This is a genomic window from Aeromonas sp. Y311-2 (assembly GCF_027706025.1).
Taxonomy (GTDB): domain Bacteria; phylum Pseudomonadota; class Gammaproteobacteria; order Enterobacterales; family Aeromonadaceae; genus Aeromonas; species Aeromonas veronii.
On record NZ_JAPDCL010000012.1, the window covers coordinates 15,707 to 35,475 of the forward strand.

Below are 19,769 nucleotides of genomic sequence, written 5' to 3' on the forward strand. Positions count from 1 at the left end.
TGGTGCGCCCGAGAGGATTCGAACCTCTGACCACCTGGTTCGTAGCCAGGTACTCTATCCAGCTGAGCTACGGGCGCAAATGGCGGAGAAGGGGGGATTCGAACCCCCGATGCGGGTATAAGCCGCATACTCCCTTAGCAGGGGAGCGCCTTCAGCCTCTCGGCCACCTCTCCGTTTGCGGGGCTGATAATACTTCACAGGGATTTTTAGTCAAACACTTTTTTGGAGAAAAAAGTGCGTTCGCTCAGCATTTGGTCAAAGCGTGGAATATTCAAACAATATCGGCACTTATCCCGCAGTTTCGCGCCCTGCAGGGCGATTTCAGGGGGCCGGAAAAACAAAAGGCGACACATGAGGTGTCGCCTTGTCACAGCCATGAAAGTGGCTTAGAAGCCCGGTTGGCCCGGAACTTTCTCGGCCTGGATGCGCTGGTAGATCTCTTCGCGGTGTACGGAGACCTCTTTCGGCGCGTTAACACCGATACGGACCTGGTTGCCTTTAACGCCCAGTACGGTGACAGTCACTTCATCACCAATCATCAGGGTTTCCCCAACACGACGAGTCAAAATAAGCATTCGCTTGCTCCTGTATCCTGTTTTGTTTTTATATCGATATGCGACATTATCTAACAAAGATACCGATATGGTAAATGGTTGAAACTAAATCAATCAGAGATTGTTAGCCCAAGGGCTGCTCTTGCGGTGCCTGATCCAACCCGAAAGCCGCGTGCAGGGCTCGCACCGCCAGCTCCAGATACTTCTCGTCAATCACCACAGAGATTTTGATTTCAGAGGTCGAGATCAACTGCATGTTGATCCCCTCCTCGCCCAATACCTTGAACATGGTGCGCGCAACACCGGGATGGTTCCACATGCCGACACCGACAATGGAAACCTTGGCAATTTCGCCATTTCCCTGCACGCAGGAGGCGCCAAGTTCGGTGGCGGTCTCCTCCAGCAGTGCCCGGGCGCGGCGATAGTCATCACGATTCACCGTGAAGGTGAAGTCGGCGGTGCCATCTCCCAGGGTGTTCTGCACAATCATGTCGACATCAATGTTGGCGTCGCTGATCGGATTCAGGATCTGCGCGGCAACGGTTGGTCTGTCCGGCACGCCCAGAATGGTCAGGCTGGCCTCGTTGCGGTTAAAAGCGATCCCGGATACCAGGGGAGCTTCCATCCTATCACCTCCATATGTGATTAAGGTTCCCTCTCCATCGATAAAGCTCGACAGCACCCGCAGCGGGACGCGGTACTTGCCCGCAAACTCCACCGAGCGGATCTGCAACACTTTGGCGCCGAGACTGGCCATCTCCAGCATCTCCTCGAAGGTGATGGTGTCGAGACGACGCGCCTTGGGCTCGATGCGCGGATCCGTGGTGTATACCCCATCCACATCGGTAAAGATCTGGCACTCATCGGCCTTGATGGCCGCCGCCACGGCAACCGCCGTGGTATCCGAACCGCCGCGGCCCAGCGTCGTGATGGCGTTATGCTCGTCACGGCCCTGGAAACCGGCGATCACCACCACCTTGCCCGCAGCCAGTTCGGCATGAACCAGCTCGGTGTCGATGTGGGTGATGCGCGCCTTGCCATAGGCGGAATCGGTGTGAATCCGAACCTGATCACCGGTCATTGAGACCGCAGGACAACCGCGTTTGTTCAACGCGATCGCCAGCAGCGCTATGGTGACCTGCTCACCGGTGGAGACCAGTACATCCATCTCCCGCCGGTTGGCATCAGGATCCAGTTGCTGGGCCATGCCCAGCAACCGGTTGGTTTCGCCCGACATGGCGGAGACTACCACCACCACGTCGTGTCCCTGGGCGCGGGTCTGCTCGACCCGCTCAGCTACCGCCTCGATCCGCTCCAGTGTGCCGACCGAGGTGCCGCCGTACTTCTGTACATAGAGTGCCACAGATCACCTCGCCCGATTACAGGCGCTCTTCCAGCCAGGAATGAACGGATTGCAGCGCTGCCGGCACCGCCTCAGGCTGGGTACCACCCGCCTGTGCCATGTCCGGACGGCCACCGCCCTTGCCACCCACCTGCTGGGCAACCAGATTGACCAGCTCACCGGCCTTGACCTTGCCGGTCAGGTCGTTGGTGACACCGGCGATCAGGTTAACCTTGCCGTCGGCACAGGTGGCCAGCAGTACAACACCGGACTTCATCTGGTTCTTCAGCTCGTCCAGCATGCCGCGCAGGGATTTCGGATCGGCCCCTTCCAGCGCTGCAACCAGCACCTTCTGACCGTTGATCTCGATCACCTGACCCAGCAGGTCGTTACCGGCCTGAGCGGCCAGCTTGGCCTTGAGCTGCTCCAGCTCGCGCTCCATCATCTTGGCCTTGTCCAGCATCTGGCGAACCTTGTCGGCGATGCAGAACTGGTCACCTTTCACCAGAGCGGCAGCCTCTTCGATCTGCTCGCCAACCTGATGCATGAAGTCGATGGCAGCTTTGCCGGTCACCGCTTCGATACGGCGCACGCCAGCTGCGATGCCGCTCTCGGCGATGATCTTGAAGAAGCCGATATCACCGGTGCGCTTGGCGTGAGTACCGCCGCACAGCTCGGTGGAGTAGTCGCCCATGCGCACGACACGCACGTCGTCTTCATATTTTTCACCAAACAGCGCCATGGCACCGGCGGACTTGGCCGCTTCCAGATCCATCAGCTGGGTGGTGATTTCATGGTTGGCGCGGATCTGGTTGTTTACCAGCTCCTCGACCCGGCGAATGGTCGCCATGGTCAGCCCCTCGAAGTGGGAGAAGTCGAAACGCATGCGCTCGGCCCCAACCAGAGAACCTTTCTGGGTGACATGCTCGCCCAGTGCCTGACGCAGGGCTGCGTGCAGCAGGTGAGTCACGGAGTGGTTCAGGGCGATGGCCTGACGACGGTCAGCGTCTACCACGGCCTCGACCTCGGCCCCTTTCTCCAGGGTGCCCAGCTCCATGTAACCCTTGTGGATGATCGCCTTGCCCGCTTTCAGGGTGTCGGTCACGGCAAAGATGCCGTCGTCCACTTTCAGGGTACCGCTATCGCCGATCTGGCCGCCGGACTCGGCGTAGAAGGGGGTCTCTTCCAGCACGATGACCGCTTCGTCACCGGCGATAAGACCGCTCACCTCTTCCACACCCTTGTAGATACCGACCACGCGGGTACGCTCGGTCAAGGTCTTGTAACCGGTGAAGGGGGTCTCGAAGTCGAGCTTGAGCATCTCGTTGTAGTTCACGCCGAAGCTGGAGGCTTCTTTGGCGCGAGCACGCTGCTTCTCCATCTCGGCCTTGAAGCCCTCTTCGTCGATGCCGATCTCGCGCTCGCGCACCACGTCGGCAGTCAGGTCGGCCGGGAAGCCGTAAGTGTCATAGAGCTTGAACACCACTTCGCCCGGAATAACCTTGGCATCACCCAGGTTAGCCAGAGCGTCTTCCAGCAGCAGCAGACCGCGATCCAGGGTGCGGACAAACTGCTCCTCTTCGATGCGCAGCACGCGCTCGACCAGCGGCAGCTGGGCGATCAGCTCGGCAGCGACATCCTTCATCTGCACTGCCAGCTCGGCAGCCAGTTTGTAGAAGAAGACATCGGTCGCGCCCAGCTTGCGACCGTGACGCACGGCGCGGCGGATGATGCGACGCAACACATAGCCACGACCTTCGTTGGACGGCATCACGCCATCTGCCACCAGGAAGGCGCAGGAGCGGATGTGGTCAGCGATGACGCGCAGGGACTGGTTGCTCAGATCGGTGGTACCGACAATCTCGGCCGCTTTCTTGATCAGCGCCTGGAAGATGTCGATTTCGTAGTTGGAGTGCACCCCCTGCATGATGGCGGAGATACGCTCCAGACCCATGCCGGTATCCACGGACGGACGCGGCAGCGGCTCCATGGTGCCGTCAGCCTGACGGTTGAACTGCATGAACACCACGTTCCAGATCTCGATGAAACGGTCGCCATCCTCTTCCGGTGAGCCGGGACGGCCACCCCAGATGTGATCGCCGTGGTCATAGAAGATCTCGGTGCAGGGACCGCACGGGCCGGTATCGCCCATCGCCCAGAAGTTGTCGGAGGCATACGGCGCGCCCTTGTTGTCACCGATGCGCACGATGCGATCGGCCGGGACACCAACCTCTTTTTCCCAGATGTCGAAAGCTTCATCGTCAGTCGCGTAGACGGTCACCAGCAGGCGATCTTTCGGCAGCTGCAGCACCTCGGTCAGGAAGCCCCATGCAAACTTGATGGCATCCTGCTTGAAGTAGTCACCGAAGCTGAAGTTGCCCAGCATTTCAAAGAAGGTGTGGTGACGAGCGGTATAGCCGACGTTTTCCAGATCATTGTGCTTACCGCCGGCACGCACGCAACGCTGGGAAGTCGTCGCGCGATTGTAGGCACGCTTGTCTGCGCCAAGGAACACGTCCTTGAACTGGTTCATACCCGCGTTGGTAAACAACAGGGTCGGGTCGTTATGCGGTACCAGCGAGCTGGAGGAGACAACCTGGTGCCCCTGGGAACGGAAATACTCGAGAAACGCAGCGCGAATCTCTGACGTGGACATATACATGGAAAATCCTGCTTGATTCGAATACGGACTTTTAACCGCATTAATGTAAGTTTTCTGCGGGGTAAAGTAAAACGGACAGGGCCGCCACGGGTGAAAAAGCGCACATAAACGGGCCAGAAAAGAGCACCACTGCCCACAGTGGCTTTTTTCACTGTCGAGAGGCAAAAAAGCAGCGCATAAAGAGGGATGAGATGAACAAAAGGCCGCTTTTTCGGGATTGTGCGCGCAAGCTACTGAACGGGCAGGAAAAACCTGCCGCAAGGAGAGGTGAAACGATGTTTGCCACGCAGTGGCGTTACTCCTCCCGCTCCTGAAGGGCCGAGATGGCGTAACGTGCCTGATCCTGGGTAAAGCCGCGCCCCAGCAGATACTTGAGCCACTTCATCCGCAGCTTGAAATCCGCCAGATCGGCCACTCGGGCGCGCCGTTCGAGCAGGGCAAACGCCAGTTCGAACCAGTCCAGCTCCGGCTGATCGAATGCGGCATCAATCTGCATATCGTCGAGCCCCTTGCGGCGCAGATCGAAACGGATCTTGATGGGGCCATGGCCCTTGGCGGCACCGGCCCGTACAGCCATACCGCCGTAACGTTCGTCATTGACCCAGTTGTAACCGCGGCAGTAGTCGACCACCGCCTCGATCACCTCTTCATTGAAGCCCTGCTGGCGCAGCCGGTTAGCCAGCTCGGACTCGGCACTCTCGCGGCGGGCCAGACTGCGCATGGCAAAGGCGCGGGCGGCGGTAAGCTGCTCTGCAAAGGTCGGTTCGGCAGGCTCGACCGGTTCGGTAACGGATTCATCAACCATAAATAACAAGGCCGGGTATCTACCCGGCCTTCCTTTGTTCCTTACTCGAACTCTTGTTCGCTTTCGGCATCGAACTCGTCTGCCTCAACCGGAGCAGCCTTGTCATCGACTGGCACGGCACCGGAGAGCAGCAGCTCGCGCAGGCGGGCTTCCACTTCGCCAGCCATCACCTTGTTCTCGGCGAACAGCTTCATCACGTTGGCCTTACCCTGACCGATCTTCTCGCCGTTGTAGCTGTACCAGGCGCCGGCCTTGTCGATCAGCTTGTGCTTGACGCCGAGATCCACCAGCTCGCCCTCTTTGGAGATACCGGCACCGTAGAAGATCTGGAATTCAGCCTGCTTGAAGGGCGGGGCCACCTTGTTCTTGACCACTTTGACGCGGGTCTCGTTACCGACCACTTCGTCACCTTCCTTGATAGCGCCGATACGACGGATATCCAGACGCACGGAGGCGTAGAACTTGAGCGCGTTACCACCTGTGGTGGTCTCCGGGCTACCGAACATGACGCCGATCTTCATCCGGATCTGGTTGATGAAGATGCACAGGCAGTTGGCGTTCTTGATGTTGGCAGTCAGCTTGCGCAGCGCCTGGGACATCAGACGGGCCTGCAGACCAACGTGGGAGTCACCCATCTCCCCTTCGATTTCCGCTTTCGGCGTCAGGGCCGCCACGGAGTCGACGATGATGACGTCAACGGCGTTGGAGCGAACCAGCATGTCGCAGATCTCCAGCGCCTGTTCACCGGTATCCGGCTGAGAGATGAGCAGGTCGTCGACGTTGACGCCCAGCTTGGCAGCATAGATAGGGTCGAGGGCGTGTTCCGCATCGACGAAGGCACAGGTTTTGCCCTTCTTCTGGGCTTCCGCGATCACCTGCAGGGTGAGGGTGGTTTTACCGGAAGATTCCGGGCCGTAGATTTCGACGATACGGCCACACGGCAGACCACCAATGCCCAGCGCCACGTCCAGCGAGAGGGAACCGGTAGAGATGGCTTCGATATCCATGGTCTTGCTGTCGCCCAGACGCATGATGGAACCTTTGCCGAACTGCTTTTCAATCTGACCCAGCGCAGCCGCCAGTGCCTTCTGTTTGTTCTGATCCATGCCAATCTCCGCTGGAAATCGTGAGTAAGAAGTGAAGTTGGGCTAAGTATACTGTCTATTCATACAGTATCAAGCCCAATTTATCTGAGCAGGGCCAACAGACCCGACAAGGCCTGTCTCACCGCCTGCTGGCGCACCTGTCGGCGATCCCCGTCGAAGCGGGCGAGCAGGGAGTGGTGACGGCCGTTGCGGTCGGCCCAGGCGAACCAGACGGTGCCGACCGGCTTGCCCTCGGTGGCGCCACCGGGGCCGGCGATGCCACTGATGGCAACGCTGATGGAGGCAGACGAGTGCGCCAGCGCGCCGCGGGCCATCTCCAGCACCACCGCTTCGCTCACTGCACCGTGCTGTTCAAGGCTCTCGCTGCTCACCCCCAACATCTGCTGCTTGGCCTCGTTGGTGTAGGTGACAAATCCGCGATCGAACCAGCCGGAGCTGCCCGCTATGTCGGTGATGGCGCAGGCCACCCCACCGCCGGTACAGGATTCGGCGGTCGCCGCCAGCCAGCCCCGCTGGCCAAGGGCCCGTCCCAACTCGATGGCAAGGTGCTCTATCTCTGCATCCAGTTTCATCACGACTCCTTCTGATCCGCTCAAGAGGCACATTATGCGATCCCGCTAGCGCCGCCCGCAACCACGGCAGACCGCCCTTGCCTGCCGCAATGTGAGGTGCCGCACCTGTGTCATGCCTTCAATAGTGCAGAACAACCGCGCCCGGAACACCCGCTCCCCCGCCGCGGCGCTTATGTGTAGAATGGCACCATCAAGCTCAAGGCTCATCACCGCAGACACTGGCCCACAGAGGCCCCTTCTGGAACAGAACATGACCGCACAACACCAAGCCAGCGGCGCCACAAGCTCCGCTCCCGGCGCAAATCTGAGCGCCCACACGCCCATGATGCAGCAGTACCTTGGCCTCAAGGCCGAGAACCCGGAGATCCTGCTGTTCTACCGGATGGGCGACTTCTACGAGCTGTTCTATGACGATGCCCGCAAGGCCTCCCAACTGCTCGATATCTCCCTGACCAAACGCGGCCAGTCGGCGGGCAGCCCCATCCCGATGGCGGGGGTGCCTTATCACGCTATCGAAGGGTATCTGGCCAAGCTGGTGCAGCTCGGCGAATCCGCCGCCATCTGCGAACAGGTGGGGGATCCCGCCACCAGCAAGGGGCCGGTGGAGCGCAAGGTCATTCGCATCATCACCCCGGGCACCGTCTCCGACGAGGCGCTGCTCAGCGAGCGCCAAGACAACCTGATCGCCGCCGTCTATCACGATGGCCGCCGCTTCGGCTACGGCACCATGGACATCGGCTCTGGCCGCTTCTTCATCAATCAGTTCGAGAAGGAAGAGACCCTGCTGGCAGAGCTGCAACGCACCAATCCGGCGGAGCTGCTCTATCCCGAATCGTTCGAATTCCTGCACCATATCGAGGGTCGCCGCGGCCTGCGTCGCCGCCCGGAGTGGGAGTTTGAGCTGGGCACCGCCCGCAAGCTGCTCTGCCAGCAGTTCGGCACCCAGGATCTGGTGGGCTTTGGCGTCGACAAGAGCGAGACCGCCCTGTGCGCCGCCGGCTGCTTGATGCAGTATGTGAAAGATACCCAGCGCACCGCCCTGCCCCACATCCGCAATGTACGCCTCGAGCAGCCGGATCACGCGGTCATCATGGATGCCGCCACCCGCCGCAATCTGGAGCTGACCCAGAATCTGGCCGGTGGCTATGAAAATACCCTGGCCGAGGTGCTGGATCGCACCGCCACCCCCATGGGCAGCCGCCTGCTCAAGCGCTGGATCCACCAGCCGATCCGCGATCGGGTGATCCTGAAAGGTCGCCAGAGCACCATCAAGGAGCTCATCGAGCAGAACCTCTACGACGAGTTGGGCAACCTGCTGCGTCAGGTGGGTGATGTGGAGCGGGTGCTGGCCCGTCTCGCCCTGCGCTCGGCCCGCCCGCGCGACCTCACCCGGCTGCGGCAGTCCTTCGCCCAGTTACCCGAGTTGCAGCGCCTGCTGGCGGACAACGAGCACGAAGCGGTGCAACAACTGGCCGAGCGGGCCAGCACCTTCCCCGAGCTGCTCGACCTGCTGGAGCGCGCGGTGATGGAGGTGCCGCCAGTGCTGATCCGCGATGGTGGCGTCATCCGTGACGGCTTCAATCAGGAGCTGGACGAGCTGCGGGATCTCGCCAACGGCGCCACCGCCAGCCTCGCCCGCATCGAGGAGCGGGAGAAGCTGCTGACCGGCATCAATACCCTCAAGGTGGGCTACAACAAGGTGCACGGCTTCTACATTGAGGTGAGCCGCGCCAACAGCCATCTGGTGCCGGCCCACTACATCCGCCGTCAAACCCTCAAGAACAACGAACGCTACATCATCGATGAGCTGAAGAAGTACGAGGACAAGGTACTCACCGCCCAGTCCCAGGCGCTGGCGCTGGAGAAACGGCTCTACGAAGAGCTGCTCGATGCCCTGCTGCCTCACCTCGGCGATCTGCAGGATTCCGCCGCCGCACTGGCGGAGCTGGACGTGCTGGCCAACCTGGCCGAGCGGGCCGAGACCCTCGACTACCGCTGCCCGACCCTCATCGACGAAGATCAGATCATCATCGAGGCGGGCCGCCATCCGGTGGTGGAGCAGGTGATGACCGATCCCTTTATCGCCAACCCTATCCGGCTGGAGCGGGAGCGGCGGATGCTGATCATCACGGGTCCCAACATGGGCGGTAAATCCACCTATATGCGCCAGACCGCGCTGATCGTGCTGCTGGCCCATATCGGCGCCTTCGTGCCCGCCGACAGCGCCCGCATCGGCCCCATCGACCGCATCTTCACCCGCATCGGAGCATCGGACGATCTCGCCTCCGGCCGCTCCACCTTTATGGTGGAGATGACCGAGACCGCCAACATCCTCAACAACGCCACCGCCCGCAGTCTGGTGCTGATGGACGAAATTGGCCGCGGCACCAGCACCTACGACGGCCTCTCGCTGGCGTGGGCCTGTGCCGAACAGCTGGCGAGCAAGATTGGCGCCTACACCCTGTTTGCCACCCACTACTTCGAGCTGACCCGCTTGCCCGAGCTGATGAGCGGGCTGGCCAACGTCCACCTCGATGCGGTGGAGCACGGCGACACCATCGCTTTTATGCACGCAGTGCAGGAAGGGGCGGCCAGCCGCTCCTACGGCCTGCAAGTAGCGGCGTTGGCCGGGGTGCCGAAATCTGTGATCCAGCAGGCCCGTCACAAACTGCACGAGCTGGAGAGCGCCACTCCGGTCGCCGCCGGTGAAAGCCGCCCGGCCCCGGTGGCCCTCGCCCCGCAGTCTCATCCGGTGGTGGAAGAGCTGGAAGCGGTGCGCCCGGACGAGCTCACCCCGCGGCAGGCGCTGGACCTGCTCTATCGCCTCAAGCAGATGCTGTAACCAGCGACTGCCGCACAAGCATGCAAAAGGGGAACCGCGAGGTTCCCCTTTTTATATTCAGCACCCGGCAAACCAGTCAGGCCACCGCTCGCGCCTCTCCACGGGCCCGCAGCAGGCTCTGGCGCCCCTGCCAGTAGCCCTGCAGATAACCGGACTCCAGCTTGACCGGATCCTGGGTAAAACGGGAGACCATGAAATCGGCTGGTGGCGCGATCACCTCGATGTCGCAATCGGCAGGGGGATTGGCGATGAAATCGAGCGCCCGGTTGTAGGCGCGATCCCGCTCCAGCATGGCTTGCGCCAGCGCCGGCTGGGTTTTCAGCAAGGCTTTGACCATCCAGCAGAAACGGGCCGGCTTCTTGCGATATCCCCAGGGTTCCGACAGCACCACTGTCATCCGCCGCGCCCCGCGCCGATAGGCCTCGATCACCGGGATGGAGTCGCTGATCCCACCATCGGCCATCGGGCGACCATCGACGCAGGGGGTATCGTGCTGCACCACCGGCAGGGCGCAGGTGGCGGTCAGCACCTCATCCATGTTGTCGGGCCGCACCGGCAGATAGATGGCCTTGCCGCTCGCCACATCGGTCGCCACCGCGTAGAAGGGAATGTCGCGGGCGCAGAAAGTGTCGAGATCGAGCGGGAAGCGATGGCGACTGGCCTGCCACAGCCAGCCGATGTCCACCAGATCGCCCCCTTTGACGAAACGCAGGGGATCGAGAAACCGGGAGCTGCAAGCCAGCTCGGTGATGATGTGGTGACTGCGGCGCGGCTGCTCGCTCAGATAAGAGACCAGATTGGTGGCACCGGCCGAGACGCCCATGACGAAATCGAACGGGTAGTAGTGACTTTCGACAAACGCATCGAGCACGCCGCTGGCAAAGATGCCGCGCATCGCGCCCCCTTCGACAATCAGGGCGCAAGAGTGGGGATTAAACATAACAAGGCTCCGTCAGCTGTAATACCTGCCGGGATCGATCCCGGCCCAGTGATGGACGCCTTCATGCAGAACATCAAGACGCCGCAGCAGGACGATTCAGGCTCACTCGCGCAAGCCAGAAGCGGGCAGGAGCAAACCTGAACCGTGAAGCGACCCCCAGTATATGCAGCGCGCCAACCTTCAAAAAATGAATTTAAATAATAAAAAACATGCCTTTTTGGCATGCATGAGCACATCGGCAGATACTGCCCTTTATCCGGGAACAGCACCATCAGGATCAAGGCAGCCCGGGCCCGAACGTCCCGTCGACGGGGTTGTAGTGGTAGGCCCGATAGTCAAAGTCCACCTTATCAAGGCGCGGATTGGTCAACTCGAACAACAGGCGTCTGGGGAGCTGCGCCTGCTCGAGGGAAGGTTTGAAGTGGCGCAGCCAGAGCTGTTGCAGCGAGCCATCCCGCCACGCCAGCTTGAGCCCGACCGAGAGGCGGCGGATGGCGGCCTGATTATCCTTGTGGGTGTAGAAGAGGTGGAGGAAGGGATAGTGCAGCGCCACTCGCCGATCCACGGTGAGGCCGGGCAGATCACTGTGCTGCTCCTGCTCGATAAAGAGCTCGTTGGCCCCGCGGCAGAAGAGATCGATGCGACCGCGAGCCACCAGCTTGAACAGCCGCTCGTAACCGTCGATCTCCTGCACCTTGAATCCCCCATGACGCAGGATCTCCGCATCCTGCCAGCCACGCCCCTGCCCGTGCAGAAATTGCTGCAGCTCGGTCAGGGTATTGACCCTTGCCACCGCGTCGGCCTGCTGCGGGCTGACAAAGCAGATGCGATAACCGAGGATACCCAGCTCCACCGGAAAACGAACGTAATCCAGCGCTCCGCTCTCTGCGGCCGGGCGCAGACTGTCGGCCACAAACAGATTGGGGTATTGCTGAGTCTGCACAACCTGTCGCATCCGGATACGGTTCATCGGCGGTGCGGTCCGCAGCTCGTAGTCACCGAAGCTGTCGCGGGTCTTCTCCAGCGCCAGCTGCAACAGATCGCGAAAATAGAGGGTACGCAAGTCCCGATCGCTCTCGGGGCTGATATGAGTGATGACGTCGCTCGCCCTTAGGGGAGTGGCAAGGAGAGAAAGACTGCACAGCAGCAAGCAGGAAGCGAGGCGATGAAAGGTCATACTGCTCATCCCGGAAATACAGGCTCACTAGAGTGTAGCGCCGGGACGAGCCGCCTTCTAAAGGGAAGCCTGGCCTACCAGAACATCCGGCCCAGCAGGGGTGCCAGCAGCACGGTCACCATACCGGCGATCATCATCACCATGCTGGAGACCACCCCTTCTTCGTTGCCCATCTGATAGGCCTTGGCGGTACCGGCACCGTGGGCCGAGGCACCAAACCCCGCCCCCTTGCCGAGACGGCTGCGAATGGCCAGCACGGTCAGTACGCTCTCCCCCACCGCCATGCCGATGACGCCGGTCAGCACCACAAACAGCGCAGTAAGATCGCTCTGACCGCCGATGGCGCGGGTCGCCTCCACCGCAAAAGGGGTGGTGATAGAGCGCATCGCCAGACTGCGCTGCAGCATGTCGGAGAGATCCAGCCAGCGGGCCAGCAGCACGGTACTGCCCACCGCCATGATGACCGAGGCAACCACCCCCACCGACAGCGACAACCAGTGGCGGCGGATGAGCTGGCGGTTCTCGTAGACCGGCACCGCGAAGGCGACGGTGGCGGGGCCCAGCAGCCAGAGCAGCCAGTGGGATTCCGCCATGTAATCCTGATAGGGGATGTGGAACAGCAGCACCACCGCCACCAGCAGGGTCGGCGCCAGCAGCAGCGGCATCAGCGGCAGAATGCGCTTTTTGCCATAGAGCCATTTGCTGGCGTAGTAGAAGAGCAGGGTGAGGGCGAAGCAGATCAGCCCGAGCAGGGTATCAGACATGACGGCGACTCCGGCGGGCCAGTTTCAGTTCGAGGCGGTAGACCCGGTCCACCACCAGCGCCGTGGTGCCGAGTACCAGCGTGGTGCTCACCAGCAGCACCACCATGATGCGCCACCCCTCCTGCAACAGCAGATCCTGATAGTTGACCACCGCCACCACAGCGGGCACGAAGAAGAGCAGCATCTCGGCCAGCAGCCAGCGAGCACCCGCGCTGAACCACTCGGCCTTAACCACCCCGAGCAGGATGCAGGCCAGCAGCAACAGCATGCCGGTGAGGTTGGCGGGCAGCGGCAGATGGAGGGTACGCACCGCGGTATCGGCCAGCAGCCAGATGGCTGCCAGCAACACAATCTGGAAGGGAGTCTGTAACCAGCGCAAGCAGAGGGCTTTCATGATCATCGTCTTTCTGTGAACCGGCTCACAGTATAGAGTTGAGCAAAACCTGCCAGAAATGAATTAAAATTATCAAATTCATGCCGCATAGGCATACTTCATCCCGCACCCGCCAACACGAGTCGAGAGAGTCCATGGATATTCGCGCCCTGCGCTATTTTGTCGAACTGGTGCGGGAAAAAAGCTTCACCCGCGCCTCTGAAAAGCTGTTCGTCACCCAGCCCACCATCAGCAAGATGATCCGCAATATCGAGGAGGAGCTGGGCCAACCCCTGCTCAACCGGGAAGGGCGCCGCTTCACCCTGACCGACAGCGGCCAGGTGCTGTTCAACCGTGCCCAGACCATCTTGGCGGAGATGCAGCAGCTGGAGGCCGAACTGGCGGATCTGCAGAGCCTGCAACATGGTCGCCTCACCCTCGGCATTCCCCCCATGGTGGGTCACGTCTATGCGGATCTGATCCGCGCCTACCGCAGCCGCTATCCCAAGGTGGAGCTGACCCTGGTGGAGTACGGCGGTCGCCGCATCGAACAGGCGGTGCTGGAGGGGGAGCTGGATCTCGCCATCACCATGCTGCCGACCAAAGAGGGGGGCGCCCTCAGTGCGCTGGAGCTGGATCAATACCCGATCCGGGTAGTGCTGCCTGATCAACCCCGCTGGCATGGCGAGGCGCCGCTGCGGCTGGAGTCCCTGCAAGAGGAGCCCTTCCTGCTCTATACCCAGGCGTTTACCCTGAGCGAGCGGCTGGAGCAGGCGTGTCAGGAGGCGGGCTTTGTGCCGCAGGTGGCGGCGCGAAGCAGCCAGTGGGATTTTCTCACCGCCATGGTGCGCAGCGGCATGGGGGTCGCCTTCTTGCCGGAGCCGGTCTGCCACCGGCTGACCCCGGATGGTCTGGTGCTGCGGCCGCTGGAGCCCGAATTGAGCTGGCGACTCGGGGTGATCTGGCCGAGCGAGCGCTATCTGTCGCGCACCGCCGAGGCCTGGCTGGCCCTCTGCCGCCAGCGGCAGGCACCTCAGTAATCGCCGAAGCGATCGGTCTGCGGATTGTAGAAGTAGGGGCGGTAATCGAAGCTGATCCCGTCGAGGAAGGGATTATCCAGTCGCAACAGTCGGCGCTGGGAGAGTTTGGCAAAGGTGATGGCCGGGCCAAAGCTCTTGCGCCACAGCGCCTGTAGCGAGCCATCCTGCCACGCCAACTGCAACCCCCGCTCGACCCGCTGCAACGCCTCGCGATTGTTGGGATTGGTGTAGAAAACCCGGGGCAGCGGGTAGTAGATCACCAGCGCGTCATCCACCAGCAGGTCCGTCATCTCCTTGTGGGTCAGCTGCTCGCTGCGCAGCTCGCTCACCCCGCGGCAGAAGAGATCGAAGCGGCCCCGCGCCACCATTTTGAACAGCTTCTCGTACCCCTCCACTTCCACCACCTCCATCCCGGCGTAACGCAGGATGTCCACATCCAGCCACCCCTTGCCCTGACCGAAGGTGAACTGGCGCAGCCCCTTGAGGTCGGTCACTTTGCTCACCGCCCCCTTTTGCTGCGGGCTGACAAAACAGATGCGGTAGCTGACGATCCCCAGATGGATGGGAAAACGGACATAGGCGAGCCCCAGATCCTCGCGGGTGCTGCTGTAGCTGTCCATTACAAAGAGGTTGGGATAGCTGTCGAGCTGCATGCTGAGCCGCTCGCGCGCCTTGGTCATGGGCGGCGCAGGCTCCAGCAAATAGTCGCCAAACTGCTCACGGGTCTTGTCGAGGGCGAGCCGCAGCAGCTCCCGATCATAAGTGGTACGCGGATCCCGCTCGCTCTCCGGGCTGATATGGGTAAACCGGGTGGCCGCCTGTCCGGTCAGCGACAACACGCAGAGCAGAGCGGCAGCCAGCAGATGCAGGGGTGACATAAACCGCGCCTTGGCTGAAAGGGTACTTTCAGTGTAGCCCTGAGCGTGGGTGCCCAACCGTGGCGCGGCCTGTGCGAGGATAAGCAACACGACAAACAGGGGGACGCGGGCAGATATCCTCACGAGACACATCGCCCTCAGGCCACCACAGGCCCGGAGGGCAGGTTCACACCGTGCCCGGCACTACTCTTCGCCGATGGGAGCGGCGATCCACTTCATCAGCGTCAGCATATCCTGCGGCGCCACGCCGACCGAGAGACCACGCTTGCCGCCGCTCACCAGGATCTCGTCAAACTGCAGTGCCGACTCGTCGAGCACGGTGGGCAGCAGTTTCTTCTGGGCCAGCGGGCTGATGCCACCCACCTTGTAACCGGTCAGCTTCTCCGCTTCCGCCGGTTTCATCATCTCCACCTTCTTGAGGCCAGTCGCCTTGGCCAGCTGCTTCAGACTGCACATGCCGGATGAGGGAACGATGGCCACCACCGCCTGCTTGTCGTGATGGGCGACCAGGGTCTTGAACACCTGCGCCTCCGGCAGCCCGAGCTGGGTCGCGGCATGCTTGCCGAAATCGTCGTGGGCTTCGCACTCGTAGGGGTAGAGCTTGTGGGGGATTTTGAGCTTCTTCAGCAGGCTGATGGCAGGAGTCATGATGGTTGCCTTGAATCGAATCGCATAAAAACAAGGCCAAACAGTCTGCTCCTCACTCTGGGGTGATGCAAGGGGGGATGGAAGTTGCAAGGGCCATTGACTGGCCGCCATGCCATGCACGCTGGCGGCGAGCGACCAGAACACTTGACCAAACAGAGTCCAAACGGGTATTGCTTTAACCCTTTGACGCCGCCACAACCCATACCGCAGGAGCCCATATGCAACTAACCCTACCCCAACCGCCTCAGGACGATGATGTTGAAGCGCTGCGCATTGGCCTGACGGGCTACAACGTAAGCCAGGCAGGCCCTCAACTGTACGAACTTCGGCACGAGCGGATCGCCAGCTTTATCAAGGATAAAGAGGGCAAGGTACACGGCGGCATCATCGCCGACATCAAGTGGGGCTGGCTGCACGTCGACTGGCTCTGGATCGACGAAAGCATCCGCCGCGACGGCTGGGGCGGCCGCCTGCTCGGCGCCATGGAGCAGTACGCCCAAAGCAAAGGCATCACCAACTACCATCTGGAAACCACCAGTTTTCAGGCCCTCCCCTTCTACCAGAAGCAGGGTTACGAAGTCTTTGGCCAGCTGCCCGATATGCCGCCGGGGCATGTGAGTTATTTTTTGAAGAAGCAAGGCATTTGTAATGAATAAAATTTACAAATACATGAAATTCAGACCTGATTTTTTTAAAAAACCTAGCCTTAGGTTAAGTCAACGCTGTGCATTGAATGACCCTTTTGAGCTCAGCCCGGACCAAGATACACTAGATAAAATATTAGAAGATGCTCATCGAGAGGATTTCTTCCAGCAAATTTCTGAATATGCAAGTGATGAAGGATTTGATGATACAGGGATCATCTCTTTCACGGAAAGTTATAATAACTTATTGATGTGGTCTCACTACGCTGACGAGCATAAGGGTATTGTTATTGAGTTTGACTACCATGCTTTGAAGACTCACTTCAATAAAATACTATCCGTGAGCAACTCTATTGAACGTGTATTATATAATAGATAAAGACATGAGGTACTACCATGTACCACTTCACCCAAAAGAAACTTATTAACTAAGAGTGATGATTGGATTTATGAAAAAGAACATCGAGTAATAACTAAAGTATCGAATGCAGATTACTTTGTCATTAATAAAGAAGCCTATGAATATATTCTTGATTTCTATGATGAAAGCTACCTTGAACTGCTTAATGTCGAGAAATACAAAGGGATGATAAAGATCTCCATCAATCATCAAGCATGCCACTTAATGGATCAGCAAGAAAAAGATGGCAGCTCCACTGACGATATGGAAGAGATGCGATTTTCTCCAAGCAATACTATATTAAACGAACTACTTTCTTTTATCGCAGCAACACCAACCTCCATTTTTCTTTTTGATATACCAATAGAATGTATCACTGGAATATTTTTAGGCTGTAGATTAACGGAATCAGACAAGTCAACGCTACGTGAAGTAGCTTGCGAAAATACATTATTTAATAGAATACCTTGTTATCAAGCTAGTTTAAGCAAGCATGAATTCGCCTTGATTTTTGAAGAAACCTACCACTCATGCTCAACAACGTAGACGTAGTAGGCGTAGGGTGCAATGAACGAAGTGAATTGCACCTCTACCTTCATAACGATCATAACGAAAGTGGTGCAATGTGCTCCGCTTATTTAACCCTACGTTAACCACGTTAATGCCGTTTATTTATTGTCGTGTGGCACTTCATATTCTGACGTGGCGGTATCCCCCCAAGATAATGGATACCGGCCCTGTTGTACCCAACGATGGAAAGTGGAATATGGCCAATCTTTCGGGGCTGTTACCAATCCATGTTTGACGGGATTGATATGGATGTAATCAAGATGGTGATTGAAATCTTCCTGATTACGGATCAGATGATCCCAATAACGTCGCTGCCAAATACCCCGCTCGCCACGCTGCCAACGAGATTCTGAGCGAGTCTCCGAATTGGGGATTGCTCGTGAAAACTTGCTTTTGATTTGGCGCCAGCGCAACGGAAAATTGGTATCCCCTTCCGGCAACTCCAGCAAGGCATGCAGATGTTCGGGCAAGACAACCCAGCCGTGGATCCGGAATGGATGACGCTCTTGCACCTCTCTGACAACCGACCTCAGCAGATCGATCCGCTCGACCAGTAAATGGTTGTTCTGACGCTCAGCCAGCACGACCGTAAAAAACCAGGTTCCCCCCGGTTGCCATGCCCGTTTGTAATTTGCCATGCCTTACCCAACCCACAATCAAACATGTTGTTAAATGTGGTTCAAACGAAGCAAAACGTAGGGTGTAATGAACGAAGTGAATTGCACCTCTCGTCACAATCGCGGTGCAATGCGCTTCGCTTATTGCACCCTACGACCACTCCCTGAGGTTATGGCGGGCACGGTTTTGGTTCCCCCTCTTATTCGCTGAGGCGAGTCCGCTTGTCCAGGCCGCGAGACAGGATGTCGAGCGAGCGGCGCCGGGCCATGGATGGCCCGTCGGCGCGTGCCGTCGGACAAGCGGGTGAGCCGAAGGAACCCGACGAAGTCGGGCGAATAAGCGGGGGAGAAGACCTTTGGTGACTTTGGGTCTTTCCAAAGTCACTCGCCCCGGCCCGAAGGGCGGGCGAAACCCCGTCGAGGCCAGCGGCCTCGCGTCCTGCACGGCGAAGCCGTGCCATCGACAATCTCCTCGGACGATTACGCCTGACGGCTAATCGACCCTACGATTGCACGGCGCAGCCGTGCCTGCTTGCCACAGGCACGGAGTCTGGCTGGACGCTGGGATGCCACCGGCAAAGGGGGGCATGGCCGCCCCTATCGGCCCAAGAAGGGCTCCCAGTCCTTGAACACCGGCTGCAACCCCGCCTGCCGCACGGCGGCGGCCACCTCTCCTACCGGCCTGTCGTCGTGGATGGCGAACTGCTCCAGCTCCTCTTTATCCCCCTCGGCATAGCCACCCGGTTGGGTGCGCGACTCGGCAGACATCTGGGTGATGCCAAGGCGCACCGCGCCGTTGCGAAAGGTGGCTGACTCGCGGGTGGAGAGTGACAAATCCAGCGTGGGCGAGAAGAGACGCCAGGCGCAGATAAGCTGGGCCAGCTGGCGATCCGACATGACCACGGCAGGTTCCAGCCCACCGGTGCAGGGGCGCAGGCGCGGGAAGGAGAGCGAGTAGCGGCTCTGCCAGTGGTGACGCTCAAGCCAGCTCAGATGCTCGGCGACAAAGTAGCTGTCGGCACGCCAGTCCGAGGAGAGGCCGATGAGCGCCCCCAGCCCGATCTTGTCGATACCGGCACGGCCGAGCCGATCCGGCGTGGCGAGACGCCATGCGATGTCCCGCTTGTTGCCGCGCAGGTGATGGCGGGCGTAGGTGGGGGCGTGGTAGGTCTCCTGATAGACCATGACGGCATCAAGGCCGAGGGTTTTCAGTTCGGCATAGTCGGCCTGCGAGAGGGGCTGAACCTCCATCCCCACCGTGCTGAAGTGGCGGCGAATGATGGGCATCACCTCGCGAAAATAGGCGAGCCCCACCTTGTGTTCATGCTCGCCGGTCACCAGCAGCACGCTGTCAAAACCGCGCGCCTTGATGGCCAGACACTCGCGCTCAATCTCCTCTTTATTCAAGGTCTTGCGCTTGAGGCGATTGCTCATGGAGAAGCCGCAGTAGGTGCAATCGTTGGCGCACAGGTTCGACAGATAGAGCGGCACATAGAAGCCGATGGTGTTGCCAAAACGCTGGCGGGTCAGCTGCTCGGCCTCGGCAGCCATCTGCGGCAGATAGGCTTCGGCGGCTGGGGAGATCAACGCCATAAAATCGCTCAGGGTGCGGCGGGGGGCACTCAGCGCCCGCTCTACATCGGCGGCGGTCTTGGCGCGGATCTGCATGCCGATATCGTCCCACTCAAGTTCGTACCAGCGGTCGAGAAAGGAAGGCTCCTTAGCCCTTACACCCAGTGCCCTCACCCCCAGCCCCTCTCCCAGAGGGAGAGGGGGGCGAACACTTAGCTGATCATCTGGTACGGAGCCCATAGCCGAAGCATCTATCTCCTCTA

At 59.8% G+C, this 19,769-nt stretch carries 19 protein-coding genes and 2 tRNA genes; 5 read left to right on the forward strand and 16 right to left on the reverse strand.

The annotated features are described in order from the left end of the window. The 8 genes from OKC42_RS12545 to pncC form a co-directional block, all read right to left on the reverse strand. Positions 1–77 (reverse strand) — tRNA-Arg (locus tag OKC42_RS12545). A gap of 3 nt (positions 78–80) precedes the next feature. Next, positions 81–173: transfer RNA gene (locus OKC42_RS12550), tRNA-Ser, on the reverse strand. Positions 174–386: 213 nt separating this feature from the next. Further along, entirely contained in the window at positions 387–575 is a 189-nt protein-coding gene (gene csrA / locus OKC42_RS12555; protein WP_005336053.1) for a carbon storage regulator CsrA, read from the reverse strand. Positions 576–678: 103 nt separating this feature from the next. Beyond that, positions 679–1,917, reverse strand: coding sequence for an aspartate kinase (locus OKC42_RS12560; protein ID WP_005336054.1), 1,239 nt, complete (start codon positions 1,915–1,917; stop codon positions 679–681). A gap of 16 nt (positions 1,918–1,933) precedes the next feature. Further along, entirely contained in the window at positions 1,934–4,558 is a 2,625-nt protein-coding gene (alaS, locus tag OKC42_RS12565; RefSeq protein ID WP_005336056.1) for an alanine--tRNA ligase, read from the reverse strand. 295 nt (positions 4,559–4,853) lie between these two features. Then, on the reverse strand, positions 4,854–5,363 hold the full coding sequence (locus OKC42_RS12570) for a regulatory protein RecX (protein ID WP_139742581.1): 510 nt from the start codon (positions 5,361–5,363) through the stop codon (positions 4,854–4,856). A gap of 41 nt (positions 5,364–5,404) precedes the next feature. Further along, positions 5,405–6,469 carry a recombinase RecA gene (gene recA / locus OKC42_RS12575; protein WP_005348744.1) on the reverse strand — a complete coding sequence of 355 codons (1,065 nt, stop codon included), beginning with the start codon at positions 6,467–6,469 and terminating at the stop codon, positions 5,405–5,407. A gap of 80 nt (positions 6,470–6,549) precedes the next feature. Beyond that, positions 6,550–7,041, reverse strand: coding sequence for a nicotinamide-nucleotide amidase (gene pncC, locus OKC42_RS12580; protein ID WP_201954125.1), 492 nt, complete (start codon positions 7,039–7,041; stop codon positions 6,550–6,552). A gap of 250 nt (positions 7,042–7,291) precedes the next feature. Here pncC and mutS point away from each other — a divergent pair, with 250 nt between their 5' ends. Then, positions 7,292–9,883: a DNA mismatch repair protein MutS gene (mutS, locus tag OKC42_RS12585; RefSeq protein ID WP_407705820.1), complete on the forward strand. Its 2,592-nt coding sequence runs from the start codon at positions 7,292–7,294 to the stop codon at positions 9,881–9,883. A 76-nt stretch (positions 9,884–9,959) separates the two neighbouring features. Here mutS and OKC42_RS12590 read toward each other — a convergent pair whose 3' ends face one another. From OKC42_RS12590 to OKC42_RS12605, 4 genes are all read right to left on the reverse strand, one after another. After that, positions 9,960–10,823, reverse strand: a complete 864-nt coding sequence (locus tag OKC42_RS12590) for a patatin-like phospholipase family protein (RefSeq protein ID WP_201954124.1) — start codon at positions 10,821–10,823, stop codon at positions 9,960–9,962. Positions 10,824–11,100: 277 nt separating this feature from the next. Then, positions 11,101–12,000 carry a hypothetical protein gene (locus tag OKC42_RS12595; RefSeq protein WP_201954122.1) on the reverse strand — a complete coding sequence of 300 codons (900 nt, stop codon included), beginning with the start codon at positions 11,998–12,000 and terminating at the stop codon, positions 11,101–11,103. 74 nt (positions 12,001–12,074) lie between these two features. Continuing rightward, the gene (locus OKC42_RS12600; RefSeq protein WP_041210813.1) at positions 12,075–12,764 is read right to left on the reverse strand and encodes an LrgB family protein; all 690 of its coding nucleotides are present in this window, start codon (positions 12,762–12,764) and stop codon (positions 12,075–12,077) included. Next, positions 12,757–13,158, reverse strand: a complete 402-nt coding sequence (locus OKC42_RS12605) for a CidA/LrgA family protein (RefSeq protein ID WP_040069042.1) — start codon at positions 13,156–13,158, stop codon at positions 12,757–12,759. The genes OKC42_RS12600 and OKC42_RS12605 overlap by 8 nt, the downstream gene beginning before the upstream one ends. A gap of 134 nt (positions 13,159–13,292) precedes the next feature. Between OKC42_RS12605 and OKC42_RS12610 the strand changes: the two genes are divergently transcribed. Continuing rightward, entirely contained in the window at positions 13,293–14,177 is an 885-nt protein-coding gene (locus OKC42_RS12610; RefSeq protein ID WP_047434749.1) for a LysR family transcriptional regulator, read from the forward strand. Here the strand turns inward: OKC42_RS12610 and OKC42_RS12615 are convergent. Continuing rightward, the gene (locus OKC42_RS12615; protein WP_201954120.1) at positions 14,171–15,055 is read right to left on the reverse strand and encodes an ABC transporter substrate-binding protein; all 885 of its coding nucleotides are present in this window, start codon (positions 15,053–15,055) and stop codon (positions 14,171–14,173) included. The two genes, OKC42_RS12610 and OKC42_RS12615, sit on opposite strands and share 7 nt — an antisense overlap. A gap of 183 nt (positions 15,056–15,238) precedes the next feature. Beyond that, positions 15,239–15,703, reverse strand: a complete 465-nt coding sequence (ybaK, locus tag OKC42_RS12620; RefSeq protein WP_144716002.1) for a Cys-tRNA(Pro) deacylase — start codon at positions 15,701–15,703, stop codon at positions 15,239–15,241. A 218-nt stretch (positions 15,704–15,921) separates the two neighbouring features. Here ybaK and OKC42_RS12625 point away from each other — a divergent pair, with 218 nt between their 5' ends. From OKC42_RS12625 to OKC42_RS12635, 3 genes are all read left to right on the forward strand, one after another. Then, positions 15,922–16,359 carry a GNAT family N-acetyltransferase gene (locus OKC42_RS12625; protein WP_201954119.1) on the forward strand — a complete coding sequence of 146 codons (438 nt, stop codon included), beginning with the start codon at positions 15,922–15,924 and terminating at the stop codon, positions 16,357–16,359. Beyond that, positions 16,352–16,726: a DUF2971 domain-containing protein gene (locus tag OKC42_RS12630; RefSeq protein WP_270819866.1), complete on the forward strand. Its 375-nt coding sequence runs from the start codon at positions 16,352–16,354 to the stop codon at positions 16,724–16,726. Before OKC42_RS12625 ends, OKC42_RS12630 begins: the two co-directional genes overlap by 8 nt. A 246-nt stretch (positions 16,727–16,972) precedes the next feature. Next, on the forward strand, positions 16,973–17,293 hold the full coding sequence (locus tag OKC42_RS12635; protein WP_270819867.1) for a hypothetical protein: 321 nt from the start codon (positions 16,973–16,975) through the stop codon (positions 17,291–17,293). Between the two features lie 122 nt (positions 17,294–17,415). Here OKC42_RS12635 and OKC42_RS12640 read toward each other — a convergent pair whose 3' ends face one another. Together OKC42_RS12640 and thiH are read right to left on the reverse strand one after the other, a co-directional pair. Then, positions 17,416–17,955 carry an REP-associated tyrosine transposase gene (locus tag OKC42_RS12640; protein ID WP_201954117.1) on the reverse strand — a complete coding sequence of 180 codons (540 nt, stop codon included), beginning with the start codon at positions 17,953–17,955 and terminating at the stop codon, positions 17,416–17,418. Between the two features lie 576 nt (positions 17,956–18,531). Beyond that, complete coding sequence (thiH, locus tag OKC42_RS12645) at positions 18,532–19,746, reverse strand: 2-iminoacetate synthase ThiH (protein WP_265784332.1); 1,215 nt, start codon at positions 19,744–19,746, stop codon at positions 18,532–18,534. Positions 19,747–19,769 lie beyond the last annotated feature (23 nt).